This window comes from Dactylosporangium sp. NPDC048998 (assembly GCF_043197855.1).
Classification (GTDB): Bacteria; Actinomycetota; Actinomycetes; order Mycobacteriales; family Micromonosporaceae; genus Dactylosporangium.
This window is the reverse complement of sequence record NZ_JBICTV010000008.1, coordinates 59,738-72,285: the sequence shown is the minus strand read 5'-3', so window position 1 is coordinate 72,285 and position 12,548 is coordinate 59,738. Positions and strand designations below refer to the sequence as shown.

14 protein-coding genes and 1 pseudogene are annotated in these 12,548 nt (G+C 72.4%); 8 read left to right on the top strand and 7 right to left on the bottom strand.

Annotated features, from left to right (window positions below):
• Positions 1-19: 19 nt before the first annotated feature.
• A complete protein-coding gene (locus ACGFI8_RS20615; RefSeq protein ID WP_392806997.1) occupies positions 20-652 on the bottom strand; it encodes a GGDEF domain-containing protein in 633 nt (210 codons plus the stop codon).
• A 352-nt stretch (positions 653-1,004) separates the two neighbouring features.
• On the opposite strand from ACGFI8_RS20615, the gene ACGFI8_RS20610 reads away from it, so the two are divergent.
• A complete protein-coding gene (locus tag ACGFI8_RS20610) occupies positions 1,005-1,211 on the top strand; it encodes a DUF397 domain-containing protein (RefSeq protein ID WP_392806995.1) in 207 nt (68 codons plus the stop codon).
• Positions 1,212-1,263: 52 nt separating this feature from the next.
• On the opposite strand, the gene ACGFI8_RS20605 is transcribed toward ACGFI8_RS20610, so the two are convergent.
• Positions 1,264-2,070 (bottom strand): SAM-dependent methyltransferase, encoded by an 807-nt coding sequence (locus ACGFI8_RS20605; RefSeq protein WP_392806994.1) that lies wholly within the window; start codon positions 2,068-2,070, stop codon positions 1,264-1,266.
• 28 nt (positions 2,071-2,098) lie between these two features.
• Positions 2,099-2,920 carry a helix-turn-helix domain-containing protein gene (locus ACGFI8_RS20600; protein ID WP_392806992.1) on the bottom strand — a complete coding sequence of 274 codons (822 nt, stop codon included), beginning with the start codon at positions 2,918-2,920 and terminating at the stop codon, positions 2,099-2,101.
• Positions 2,921-3,254: 334 nt separating this feature from the next.
• On the opposite strand from ACGFI8_RS20600, the gene ACGFI8_RS20595 reads away from it, so the two are divergent.
• The 6 genes from ACGFI8_RS20595 (at position 3,255) to ACGFI8_RS20570 (ending at position 9,244) form a co-directional block, all read left to right on the top strand.
• Positions 3,255-4,274: a hypothetical protein gene (locus ACGFI8_RS20595; protein ID WP_392806991.1), complete on the top strand. Its 1,020-nt coding sequence runs from the start codon at positions 3,255-3,257 to the stop codon at positions 4,272-4,274.
• 90 nt (positions 4,275-4,364) lie between these two features.
• Positions 4,365-5,360 (top strand): aldo/keto reductase family protein, encoded by a 996-nt coding sequence (locus ACGFI8_RS20590; protein ID WP_392806990.1) that lies wholly within the window; start codon positions 4,365-4,367, stop codon positions 5,358-5,360.
• 52 nt (positions 5,361-5,412) lie between these two features.
• Positions 5,413-6,867, top strand: coding sequence for a glutamate--tRNA ligase (gene gltX, locus ACGFI8_RS20585; RefSeq protein ID WP_392806989.1), 1,455 nt, complete (start codon positions 5,413-5,415; stop codon positions 6,865-6,867).
• A 66-nt stretch (positions 6,868-6,933) separates the two neighbouring features.
• Complete coding sequence (locus ACGFI8_RS20580) at positions 6,934-8,169, top strand: SLC13 family permease (RefSeq protein ID WP_392806988.1); 1,236 nt, start codon at positions 6,934-6,936, stop codon at positions 8,167-8,169.
• Positions 8,166-8,684 (top strand): universal stress protein, encoded by a 519-nt coding sequence (locus ACGFI8_RS20575; protein WP_392806987.1) that lies wholly within the window; start codon positions 8,166-8,168, stop codon positions 8,682-8,684. The genes ACGFI8_RS20580 and ACGFI8_RS20575 overlap by 4 nt, the downstream gene beginning before the upstream one ends.
• Positions 8,685-8,689: 5 nt before the next feature.
• On the top strand, positions 8,690-9,244 hold the full coding sequence (locus ACGFI8_RS20570) for a GNAT family N-acetyltransferase (protein ID WP_392806985.1): 555 nt from the start codon (positions 8,690-8,692) through the stop codon (positions 9,242-9,244).
• Positions 9,245-9,294: 50 nt separating this feature from the next.
• On the opposite strand, the gene ACGFI8_RS20565 is transcribed toward ACGFI8_RS20570, so the two are convergent.
• Both ACGFI8_RS20565 and ACGFI8_RS20560 read right to left on the bottom strand, forming a co-directional pair.
• Complete coding sequence (locus tag ACGFI8_RS20565; protein ID WP_392806984.1) at positions 9,295-9,597, bottom strand: hypothetical protein; 303 nt, start codon at positions 9,595-9,597, stop codon at positions 9,295-9,297.
• Between the two features lie 11 nt (positions 9,598-9,608).
• A complete protein-coding gene (locus ACGFI8_RS20560; RefSeq protein ID WP_392806983.1) occupies positions 9,609-10,265 on the bottom strand; it encodes a DJ-1/PfpI family protein in 657 nt (218 codons plus the stop codon).
• Positions 10,266-10,358: 93 nt separating this feature from the next.
• Here ACGFI8_RS20560 and ACGFI8_RS20555 point away from each other — a divergent pair, with 93 nt between their 5' ends.
• The gene (locus tag ACGFI8_RS20555; RefSeq protein ID WP_392806981.1) at positions 10,359-11,309 is read left to right on the top strand and encodes a GlxA family transcriptional regulator; all 951 of its coding nucleotides are present in this window, start codon (positions 10,359-10,361) and stop codon (positions 11,307-11,309) included.
• Between the two features lie 63 nt (positions 11,310-11,372).
• Here ACGFI8_RS20555 and ACGFI8_RS20550 read toward each other — a convergent pair whose 3' ends face one another.
• Together ACGFI8_RS20550 and ACGFI8_RS20545 are read right to left on the bottom strand one after the other, a co-directional pair.
• Positions 11,373-12,377, bottom strand: a complete 1,005-nt coding sequence (locus ACGFI8_RS20550) for a polysaccharide deacetylase family protein (RefSeq protein ID WP_392806979.1) — start codon at positions 12,375-12,377, stop codon at positions 11,373-11,375.
• Positions 12,378-12,442: 65 nt separating this feature from the next.
• A pseudogene (locus ACGFI8_RS20545) lies at positions 12,443-12,548 on the bottom strand (1,4-beta-xylanase); the annotation flags it as partial.

Here is a 12,548-nt window from a genome sequence, read left to right as displayed (position 1 = left end):
GGTGGCGGCGTCGTGCGGGTCAGGCCCAGACGACGTGTGAGCAGTATCGGTTGGCCTTGGCGCGGTACATCGCGAGGTCGGCCCGGCGGATGAGCTCCGCGATCGTCGTGGGGATGTTGTCCGCGGTGGCCACGCCGATCGACGCGGTGACCGTGAGCCGGCTGCCGTCGATCGCCATCGGCTCGGTGATGGCGGCGGCGATGGCGTCGACCGCGGCCGACCACTGCGGGACGGGTCCGGAAAGCGGCGACTCGGTGAGGATCGCGGCGAACTCGTCGCCGCTGAGGCGGACGGCGAGGTCGTCGCCGACGCAGCGGGACAGGCGCGCGGCCACGGTGCACAGCACCTCGTCGCCGACGGCGTGGCCGTAGCGGTCGTTGATCGGCTTGAAGCCGTTGAGGTCGAGGACCACCGCCGCGCATCGCCCGGTCCGGCCGAGCAGCGCGGGCCCGACCGTGTTGAGGTGCCGGCGGTTGGCCAGGCCGGTCAGCTCGTCGTGGTTGGTGTCCCACCACAGCGCGGCGCGCTCGGCCTCCAGCAGGGCCACCTGCGCGCGCAGCCGGGCCAGCTCGGCGTCGGCCGCTGTGCTCTCAGCCTGGGTGCCGTCCGGCGGGGTCCTGGTGCCGCGGTCGGCCTGGCTGAGGATATCCATCGATGTCCTCTCTCACCACAGCGGACGGCCACGGGAAACGGCGATCGGCGGGGCGACTGCCGTCCCGCATCACCTGGCTATCATCGCGCGGCAGCTTCCACCGTGCAAGATTTCACAGAGGAAGAGTTCGAGGCGACATTTTCGAGATAGATCTTGATCGCTCACGCTCAGTACGCAAAAATTTCACCACGAACGAAGAACATTGGCCACACGCGATTCTATGCACCAGTTGTCCGATATTGTCCACCGCAGATGGTGGCGAGCGTCACTGAGCGTGATGTGTGTGTATCCGTGCTATGGATCCCCGGCACGGGGCAGCGTCGGACACCCCCCGTTGAAGGAGAGCAGCACGATGCACGGCGATAGCGAATGGATGATGTCGAGCCGGTCCACGGGCAACGGCGGCAGCTGCGTGGAGGCGCGCCGGCACGACGGGCAGATCGAGGTACGCAACAGCAAGCGACCCGACGAGAGCACCGTGCGCTTCACCGTCGAGGAGTGGGACTCGTTCCTCGACGGTGCGAAGAAGGGTGAGTTCGACCGGCTGCTGACCGACTGAACCGCAGCCGATCAGTGCCTGTCAGGGCCGGGCAGCAGCAGGTCGGGAGCGGTCACGGCTTGCGGCCGATGCCTGCCCAGATGCCGCCCGGACCGACGGGTTGCGGATGCCCGGCCGGGGCGCCCGGGCTCCACTGCTGGGCCCACACCACGCCGGGATCGAGGATGTCGAGGCCGGCGAACAGCCGCTCGACCTCCTCCCGGGTGCGCACCGTCCCGGGCGTCGCGGTGCGCCGCTGGTAGACGTTCTCCGTGATCGTGCTCTGGTCGATGAGCGAGAAACTTTCAGTGGCGCTGTGCGACACCACGAGGTAGCTGCCCGACGGGATCGCCGCGACCAGTTCGGCGGTGACCGCGTCGGCGGCGCCGTGGTCGGGGATGAAGTGCAGTACGGCCGCCAGCAGTAGGCCGATCGGCGCGCCGAAGTCGAGGGTCCGGCGCACATCGGGGTGCTCCAGGATGGCCCGGGGCGTCCGCACATCGCCCCGCACCGCCACCGCCCGGTCGTCGCCGGCCAGGATCTCGATGCTCTCGGCCACGGCCACCGGATCGATGTCGACGTAGACGACCCGGGCGTCCGGATGGACCTGGCGGACGACGGAGTGCACGTTGTCCACGGTGGGAATGCCGGAGCCCACGTCGAGGTACTGGCGGACGCCCGACTGCGCCAGGTGCCGCACGGCGTTGACGACGAAGGCGCGGTTGGACCGGGCCGCGTCCGGGATGAAGGGGAACTGCGCGATGACCGCGTCGGCCGCCGCCCGGTCGGCCGGGAAGTTGTGGATGCCGCCCAGATAGTAGTCGTACATCCGTGCGGCGGTGGCTGCTTTACGGGCGCTCGATGAGGGTTGCTCGTGCATGCCGTTCAAGTCCGCCCGTCCATCTGGGTCATCGGTAATCCGCGATCGGTACCGCGGCCTGGCAGATCAGCTCGAAGATGCGCCGGTACTCGTCCACCTCGGCGGCTTCCTCGAGGTATAAGGCGCCGATGTGCGACTCGAGGTAGACCACGTCCGGGTCCTCGGGGTCCTCGAAGTCCATGATCCGGAACGCTCCGGCCATGGCCGCGTGCGCACCGGCCGACCAGGGCAGCACCAGGATCTCCATGTGGTCCTGCAGCGCGGCCTCGCGAAGATGCTCGATCTGGGCGGCCAGCACCGCCGGGCCGCCGACCTGCCGGCTGAGCACCCCTTCGCCGAGGACCGTCGTCAGCCGCGGCTTCGGGTTCCGCGCGGCGAGCGCGGCCTGCCGCTGCATTCGCAGCTTCACGTGCCGGTCGGCCGCCTCGGCCTCCACCGCCTGCTCGGCGCCGTAGACGGCGCGCGCGTACTGCTCGGTCTGCAGCTCGCCGGGGACGACCTCACCCTCGTAGGTGCAGATCCGCTTGGCGCTGGCCTCCAGCCCGACGTAGAGCTTGAACCAGTCCGGGATGACGGGGTTGGCGTCCCACCACTCCTCCTGGGACGTGCCGAGCGCCAGGTCCGAGAGCGCATCGGTGATGCTGTCGTCGACGCCGTACAGCCAGCACAGCGCCCGCACGTTCGCGACCGTGACCGGCACCTTGCCCGTCTCGATCCGGTGCAGGGTCGGCTCGGAGATGCCGAGCTTCGCCTCCGCCACCTCGCGCCGGCTCTTGCCGGTCGCCACCCGCAGTCGCGTCAGCCGGCGACCCAAGGTCCGGCGTACGACACGCTGCCCGGTGACCGGCACGCTCCCACCTCCGTACGCACGCTGCGAAACCGAACCGGTACTGCCGGCCCACACCATACCCCCGGTAGATCGGCCGACGACAACACCCTGTAGCCGAATATCCATCAGACAGACACCTGCGGGTCGGCCATCCGGGTCGAAGTTCGCGCAGTACCGGTTGGAACGGGCGAAATGCCGTGTCCGGTGTGGACGGTCGCCGCCGTTCACGCAGCCGTCAACCGCCCGTAAGCCGGACGACGAGGCCCGACTCACGGGCGCGACTTGGATGGTCAGGCACATGCCGCACCGGCGCCGAGCGTCGATGCCGGCACAGCCGAGCTATCGGGAGTCATGTATGAAGAGGCTGAACCTCCTCCGTGCGGGCGCGTTGGCCGCCGCCGGGGTACTCACCCTGACCACGCTGACCTCGCCCGCCGCCGCGTCGCAGGACGGCAACTACACGTTCGCCGTCATCGGCGACATTCCCTACGGCGACGCCGCGATCGCCCGCTTCCCGGCCAACATCGCCCAGATCAACGCCGATCCGGCGGTGCAGTGGGTCGACCACCTCGGCGACATCAAGAACGGCTCGAGCGTCTGCAGCGACGAGTACTTCCAGCTGATCAAGACCGACTTCGACCAGTTCAAGGACCCGCTCGTCTACACCATCGGCGACAACGAGTGGACCGACTGCCACCGTCCGAACAACGGGCCGTACGACCCGCTGGACCGGCTCGCCAAGCTCCGCCAGGTCTTCTTCGCGAAGCCCGGCCGGACCCTCGGCCAGCGCAGCGCGCGCGTGGAGGCGCAGAGCGACTGGGGGCTGCCGGAGAACGTGCGCTGGAGCGCCGCCGACGTCGGGTTCGCCGCCGTGCACATCGTCGGCAGCAACAACAGCCTCGCGCCGTGGACCGGCAAGACGGCGCCGACCCCGGAGCAGACGGCCGAGGTGCTGCACCGCACCGCCGGAGCCATCGCGCACATCCACGAGACGTTCGCCGACGCCCGCCGCGAGCACCAGCGTGCCGTCGTGCTGCTGACCCAGGCCGACATGTTCGACCCGACGGTGGCCAACCCGTCCTACGCCGACTACTACGGCTTCCAGACGATCGTCGCCGCGATCGCGCGCGAGGCCGCCGCCTTCAAGGGCCAGGTGTACCTGTTCAACGGCGACAGCCACGTGTTCCACGTCGACCAGCCGCTCGCGGCCGGCTCGACCTGGCTCACCTTCTACGGCGTCACCCAGCCGGCCCCCAACCTGACCCGGATCACCGTCGACGGCTCCAACAACGCCAACGACTACCTGCGCGTGACCGTCAACAAGCACGGCCAGCAGGTGCTCAGCTGGACCAAGGTGCCGTTCACCGCGGTGTAGAACGCCTCTTCGCGCCACGCATACCGGGGTGGGATCTCCGGTATGCGTGGCAGGGTTTGCGTGCGACGGTCACGGGGCAGGGCAACCCTCATGCGGTACCGCAGACTCGGCGACTCCGACCTCGAGATCTCCGAGATCTCGCTCGGCTCGTGGCTCACCTTCTCCGGCGGCATCCAGGCGGAGCAGACCCGCGCCTGCACCGAGGCCGCCCTCGACGCCGGCATCAACTTCTTCGACACCGCCAACGTCTACGGCCGCGGCGCCGCCGAGGAGGCGTGGGGCGAGATCCTGTCCAAGCACCCGCGCGACTCCTACCTCCTGGCCACCAAGGTCTGGGGCCAGATGTCGGACACCGACCAGGGCCTGTCCGCTGCCCAGATCGCGAAGCAGATCGACGCCTCCCTGCGCCGGCTGCGCACCGACCACGTCGACCTGTACCAGGCGCACCGCTTCGACACCACCGTCCCGATCGAGGAGACCGTCGAGGCCCTGCAGCTCGTGGTCCGGCAGGGCAAGGCCCGCTACCTCGGCTTCAGCGAGTGGACCGCGGAGCAGATCCGCGCCGCGCTCGACCTCGCCGGCCCCGGCCTGTTCGTCTCCTCCCAGCCGCAGTACTCCATGCTGTGGCAGGCCCCGGAGGCGGAGGTCTTCGCCCTGTCCGCGGCCAACGGCATCTCCCAGGTCGTCTGGTCGCCGCTCGCCCAGGGCGTGCTCACCGGCAAGTACAAGCCCGGCCAGCCGCTGCCGCCCGACTCCCGCTTCGCCAGCGACGTGATGAGCGGCTCCAAGGACCTGGTGCTCAGCGACGCGATCCTCGAGGCCGTGCAGCGCCTGGTCCCGATCGCCGACGGCCTCGGGATGAGCCTGCCGGCCATGGCCCTGGCGTGGGTGCTGCGCCGCGGCGAGGTCGCCTCCGCGATCACCGGCGCCTCGCGGCCCGAACAGGTCCGTGCCAACGCCGATGCGTCCGGCGTCGCGCTGCCCGCCGACGCTCTCGCGCGGATCGACGCCGCCCTCGGTACCGTCGCCGTCAAGACCCCGACCCTGGCCCCTTTCGCCCAGGAGGGTGTCCTGCACCGGCCGTAACGGCCGTAGCCCGGCGCCGGATCGTCACCGCGCGTGTCGTATCGTCACGATGGTGAGCACTCCTGGAACCGAGGCACCTGTACGCACCCGCATCGCCCCGTCGCCGACCGGCGATCCGCACGTCGGGACCGCGTATGCCGCCCTGTTCAACCTGGCGTTCGCGCGCAAGAACGGCGGGCAGTTCATCCTGCGGGTGGAGGACACCGACCGCACGCGCTACGTCGAGGGCAGCGAGCAGCAGGTCTTCGACACGCTGCGGTGGCTCGGGTTCAGCTGGGACCAGGGGCCGGACGTCGGCGGCCCGGCCGCGCCGTACCGGCAGTCGGAGCGGCTGCCCACCTACCGGGTGGTGGCCGAGCGCCTGCTCGCCGAGGGGCGCGCCTACCACTGCTGGTGCTCCACGGAGCGGCTCACCCAGATGCGGGAGCGCCAGCAGCTGCTCAAGATGCCGACCGGGTACGACCGCATGTGCTACGGCAAGACCCGCGAGGAGCGGGCCGAGCTGCCCGGGTTCACCGAGGTTCCGGTCGTCCGGATGCTCGTGCCCGCCGAGGCGCGGATCTCCTTCACCGATCTCATCCGCGGCGAGATCACCCCGCCGCAGCCCGACGACCAGGTCATCCTGAAGGCCGACGGCTTCCCGACCTACCACCTGGCCGTCGTCGTCGACGACAACGCGATGGGCGTCACGCACGTCATCCGCGGCGAGGAGTGGATCAGCTCCACCGCGAAGCACCTGCTGCTGTACCGCTGGCTCGGCTGGCCGGAGCCGCAGTACGCGCACATGCCCCTGCTGCGCAACGTCGACCGCTCGAAGATCAGCAAGCGCAAGAACCCGGCCGCCCGCCTCAAGTGGTTCCAGGAGGAGGGCTACCTGCCCGAGGCGCTGGTCAACTTCCTCGCCCTGATGGGCTACTCCATGCCCGACGGCAAGGAGATCTTCACCTTCGACGAGGTCGTCGAGACCTTCGACTTCGCCCGGATCAACCCGGTCGGCCCGGTGTTCGACATCGACAAGCTGAACTGGCTCAACGGCCACTACCTGCGCTCGCTGGACGACGACGCCTTCCTGCGCGCCGCGGAGCCGTTCCTGCCCGGCGCCCTCACCGCCGAGGACATCCGCACGCTGGTCGTGCCGCTGCGCGAGCGCACCAAGAAGCTCTCCGAGCTGGCCGAGCAGCTGGACTGGCTGGCCGCGGACGCCGTCGAGGTGAAGCCGGCCGACCTGGCCAAGCACGGCCTGCCCGCCCCCGACGCCCGCACCGCGCTGGAGGCGTTCGCGAAGAGCCTCGAGGAGCTCGACCCGTTCGAGGGGGCCCAGATCACCGCGACCCTGGACCGCGTCGTCGCCGAGCTCGGCCTCAACCGCCGCCGCTCGTTCATGACGGCCCGCCTGGCGCTGGTCGGCAAGCCGGTCTCCCCGCCGCTGGACGACACCATGATCGCCCTCGGCGCCCAGCGCACCGTCCACCGCCTGCGTCAGGCCGCCGCCGCGCTGGAGGCCTGAGACCCGCCGCGCCGGTTGCGCGCACCGCCGTGCGCGCCGGGGCTGAGCGGGCCTTACGCTTCCGCGGTGCTGGTCGTCGCGGTGGTGCTCCTGGTCGCGGTCCTCGGATTCGCCGTGGCCCGCCCGTTCGGCCTGCCCGAGGCGGTGGCCGCGGTGCCGGCGGCCGGCCTCGCCGTCGCGTTCGGGCTGGTGCCGTGGGCCGGCGCCGCGGCGCAGCTGCGCGCGCTGGGCCCCACCGTCGGGTTCCTCGCCGCCGTGCTGCTGCTGTCGTACCTCGCCGAGGTGCACGGCGTGTTCGCGTACATCGGCGACCTGGCCGCCCGGCGCAGCCACGGCCGGCCGAAGCGGCTGCTGGCGGCGGTGTTCGCCGCGGCGGCGCTGGTGACCGCCGTGCTGAGCCTGGACGCGACGGTGGTGCTGCTCACGCCGGTGGTGTTCGCCGCCGCGCTGCGCATCGGGGCCCGGCCGGACCCGCACGTGTACGCGTGCACCCACCTGGCCAACTCCGCGTCGCTGCTGCTGCCGGTGTCCAACCTCACGAACCTGCTCGCGTTCGCCGCCAGCGGGCTCGGCTTCGCCACGTTCGCCGGGCTGATGGCGGCGCCATGGCTGGCGGTGATCGCGGTCGAGTACGTGATGCTGCGCCGGTTCTTCGCCGCCGACCTCGCCGTCGCGGCGCAGCCGGCGCCGGTAGGCGCGACGCCGGCGCCCCGCTACGCCCTGGCGGTGCTCGGCGCGACGCTGGCCGGGTTCGCCGCCGGGCAGCCGCTGGGCGTGCACCCGGCGTTCGCGGCCGTGGCCGGCGCGGTGGCGCTCGCCGTGCCGCTCGTGCGCCGCGGGGCGCTGCGCGTGCCGGCCGTGGTGAGGGCGGCCAACCCGGCGTTCTGCGCGTTCGTGTTCGGCCTCGGCGTCGTCGTGCTGGCGGTGCGCGAGCACGGGCTCGGCCGGCTCGTCGACGCGCTCACACCGGCGCACGCCACGTTCCTGGGGCTGCTGGCCGCGGCCGGGCTCGCCGCGCTGCTGGCCAACCTGCTCAACAACCTGCCCGCCACCCTCGTACTGCTGCCCGCCGTCCACCACTCGCCCGGCCTGATGCTCGCCGTGCTCATCGGGGTCAACGTGGGGCCCAACCTGACGTACGTCGGATCCCTGGCCACGCTGCTGTGGCGGCAGATCCTGCACGCCCGCGACGCGGCCCCGTCGGCGGGGCAGTTCCTGCGCCTCGGCGTCCTGACCGTCCCCGCCGGGCTCGTCGCCGCGGTGGCGGCACTGTGGGCGGGTCTGCGAGTCTCGGGGCTATGAACGTGCTCGTCTGGCTCGCCGAGGGCACCTGGGCGGCCGCCACCGACGCCGCCGCCCGGCACGCCCCGGCCGGCGCGCGGATCACCCTGCTGCACGTCGTCGACCCGGCGCTCGCCGGCGAGGTCGCCGGCGCCTGGACGGGCCTGCTGGGCCGCGGCCACCACGACCCCGGGCCCGCCGTCGAGGCCGTCGCCGCGGCCGCCGAGCGGGACCTGCTCGCCGCGGCCGCCGACCGGCTCGGCCGCCCGGCCACCCCGGTGGCGCGCCGGGGCCCGGCCGAGCGCGAGGTCGTGGCCGCCTGCAACGAGCTCGCCGCGGACCTGCTCGTCGTCGCCCGCGACGGCGACCGCAGCCGCGTCGGCCCGCACAGCCTCGGCCGGCAGACCCGGTTCGTGGTCGACCACGCGCCCTGCGAGGTGCTGCTGGTGTGGCCGGCGGCGCCGCTGGTCACCGAACCGCCGCCCCTGCCACATCCACCACACCTGCCACATCCACCACACCCCACGGTACGGTGAGGATCATGTTCAGCGTCCCACTCAACGGCGGAGCGGAGCTGCGCCCGCTCGAGCCGTGGCAGGCCGAGGAGTTCCTGCGGCACATGGACCGGGCCCGGGCCACGGTCGACCCATGGATCCCGTGGGCGTCCGTCAGCACCGACCTCGCCTCGGCCCGCGCCACGCTGCAGCGCTACGCCGACCTCGCCGCCCGCGACGCCGGCCGTCTGTTCGGGATCTGGCTCGACGGCACGCTCGTCGGCGGCACGATGTTCGTCGGGTTCGACGCCGCCGCGGGCGTGTGCGAGATCGGCTGCTGGCTGGAGCCGGCCGGGCAGGGCCGCGGCCTGGTCACCGGCGCGGTCCGGGTGCTCGTCGACTGGGCGCTGCGCACCCGGGGCCTGCACCGCGTCGAGTGGCGGTGCCGGCCCGACAACGCCGCCAGCTCCAACGTGGCCCGCCGGCTGGGCATGCGCCGCGACGGGGTGCTGCGCGAGGCGTACCCGTATGCCGGCGTCCGCCACGACACCGAGGTCTGGTCACTGCTCGCGACCGACGTGGTCGAGGACCCGGCCAGGTAAGCGCGGCATGGGCCGCCGGCCCATTTGCGGGATTGGCAACGGCCGTCGGGTTAGCGGCGGCGGGTCCCGGTCACGGCGGTGCGCGGCAGGCGCCCCGCGCGGGAGTGGCCGGTCAGCGTGTCGCCCGAGGTCACCACGTCGAAGTCGAGGTTGAGCCGCATCGGGCGGGTCACCGACTGCCGCCACGTGACGCGGGGGCCGTCGCAGGCCACGGCGGTCAGCGGTGCCGTCTCAGCGCCGGCGGTCGCGGTGCCGGCGATGCCGTCGGGCGTCTCGGTGAAGACGTAGACGGCGGCGATCGTGCCGATCGGCGTCTTCAGGCCCACGTCCCAGGTGCCGAGGATCGGATGCATGCGCGGCCCCCTCAGACGGCGACCGGCTCGCGGCCGGTGTCGCGCCACACGGTGCCGCGCCGCTCGTACTCGAACAGGGTCTCCACGGCGTGCGCGACCCGCGGGCCGAACTCGCGCTCCACGATGTGCAGCCCCAGGTCCAGCCCGGAGGTCACGCCGCCGGCGGTGATCAGGTCGCCGTCGTCGACGACCCGGGCCGGCACGGCGCGCACGCCGGTCGCGTCGAGCACGTCCATGCCCAGCACGTGCGTGACCGCGTGGCGGCCCTCGATGAGCCCGGCCATCGCCAGGGCCAGGGAGCCGCCGCAGACGGCCGCCACCGTCACGCGAGGGTTGCGCATCGCCGCTCGCAGCAGCGGTACCGCGGCCGAATCGGCGAACCGGGAGAGCAGCACGGGGATCGTCTCGGCGCCCAGATCCGGGTCGCCGGCCGTGGGGCCGCTGGCGCCGGGGACGACGACGTAGCCGGGGCGGTCGGGGTCCAGGCGGGAGGTCGCCGTCAGCACCAGGCCGCGGGTGCCGCTCACCACGGGCCGCGGCCCGTCGGCGGCGACGAGCTCCACGGCCAGGCCGCCGCCGGCCGCGTCGCCGCCGGCCGCGAGCACCTCGAACGGCGCGATGACGTCGAGCGGGTCAAATCCGTCGTACAACACGATCTGCGCGAACATGCGCCCAATGCTCGGCGCGCGGCGCGGTCGCGACCAGTGGCAAGATTGCCATTGCGCGGCGGTTTTTTGCCAGCCGGGCGTACGATCCGGACCGTGCACACCGTGGTCGTCCTGGCGCTGCCCGACACCATCGCGTTCGACCTCGCCACGCCGATCGAGGTGCTGGGCCGGGTGCGCCTGCCGGACGGCCGGCCCGGGTACCAGGTGCAGGTCTGCGCCACCGAGCCGGTCGTCGACGCCGGGCCGCTGCGCCTGGCCGCCGACCACGGCCTCGAGGCGCTCGCCCGCGCCGGCACCGTCGTCGTGCCCGGCCGCTACGACCCGGCGCGGCCCGCACCCACCGAAGCGCTGGACGCGCTGCGCGCCGCCGCGGCCGCCGGCGTCCGCATCGCATCCATCTGCGTCGGCGCGTTCACGCTCGCCGCGGCCGGGCTGCTGGACGGGCGGCGCGCGACCACCCACTGGGCCGCCGCCGGGCTGTTCCGCGCCGCGTTCCCGGCCGTGGACCTCGACCCCGACGTGCTGTACGTCGACACCGGACAGTTCGTCACCTCGGCCGGCGCCACCGCGGGCGTCGACATGTGCCTGCACCTGGTGCGCCGCGACTACGGCGCCGCGGTCGCCGCCGACGCCTCCCGGCTCGCGGTGGCGCCGCTGCACCGCGACGGCGGCCAGGCCCAGTTCATCCCGCGCCCCGGCCCGCGCGCCGCCGACGCCGGTCTCGGCCCGGTCCTGCAGTGGCTGGAGGAGCACGCCCACCGCGACCTCAGCCTGGCCGACGTCGCTGCCCGGGCCGGGCTGAGCATCCGCACCCTCAACCGGCGCTTCCACGCCGAGACCGGCGGCACCCCGATGCAGTGGCTCACCGGGGTGCGCATCCGCCGGGCGCAGGAGTTGCTGGAGAGCACCGACCACGGCGTCGACCGCATCGCGCACCTGGTCGGCTTCGCCTCGCCGGCGCACTTTCGCGCCCAGTTCAAGCGGGTCAGCGGGGTGGCGCCGCAGGCGTACCGCGCCACGTTTCGGGCCCGGACGCCGCCGTGACACGATGTGGCGCGGCGGCCGTGTGCCGCCGCGCCACCGGTGCGGTGTTCGGGTTGTGCGGGGTCAGCCGACGCTGCAGGAGACTGTCGGCCAGGTCCAGGTGCCGTTGGTTTGTATCGTGACGCCGAAGTTGTTGCCGCTGCCGTTGGGTTTGGCGACCATCACCTGGGCGCTGGGCCAGGTGGCGTTGATGTTCCAGGTGGCGATGATCTTCTCGGGTGACGGGACGTTCATCGTCACGGTCCAGGTGTTGGAGCCGGTGACGCTGACGTTGAGGTTGTAGCGGTCGCTCCACTGCTGGCCGGCCGACAGCGTCGCGGTGCAGCTGCCACCGCTTCCACCGCCGCCACCCCCGCCGCCGCCTCCGCTGCCGTCGGGGGCAACGGCGCGGCCGGTCTGCGGGGAGATCATGCCGGCGCACAAGCCCCGGCTGGCCAGACCCTGCGCGATGCGCGGGATCGCGGCCAGCGTGTTGGCGGGCCACTCGTGCATGAGGATGACCTGCCCGTTGGTGAGCCGGGCGTTGGCCTGCACGATCGCGTCGACGCTGGCGCCGTTCCAGTCCTGCGAGTCGACGTCCCAGATGATCTGGGTCAGGCCGTACTTGGCCTCGACCGACTGCAGCGTCGCGTTGGTCTCGCCGTACGGCGGCCGGAACAGCTTCGGGGTGCCGCCGCCCGCGTTGGCGATCGCCTGCTGGGTGCGGGAGATCTCCGAGTCGATCTGCGACTGGCTCTGCTGGATCAGGTGCGGGTGGGTGTAGCTGTGGTTGCCCACCCACATGCCGGCGTTGACCTCGGCCCGGACCTGGGCCGGGTACGCGGCGGCGTATTGGCCCTCGTTGAACATGGTGGCGCGCAGCCCGTTCTGCTGGAGCGCGTTGAGGATGGCCGGGGTGTGGTCGTTGGACGGGCCGTCGTCGAACGTGAGCCCGACGTAGCCGTTGCAGGTGGCGGCGCGCGCCGGGGTGACGCCGACCGTGACGGCGGCGACCGTGCTCGCCACGGCCAGCGCGGCGACCGCCAGCCCGGTGATCAGGGAGCGTTTCGACACAGATGTGGTTCGCATGCGGTGTTCCTCCTGGTCCTGGTTGTCGTCTGGTTCTCGTCCAGCTCCGGGTCAGCTGGGGGGGGTCAGCTGGGGCTGCAGGAGACTGTCGGCCAGGTCCAGGTGCCGTTGGTTTGTATCGTGACGCCGAAGTTGTTGCCGCTGCCGTTGGGTTTGGCGACCATCACCTGG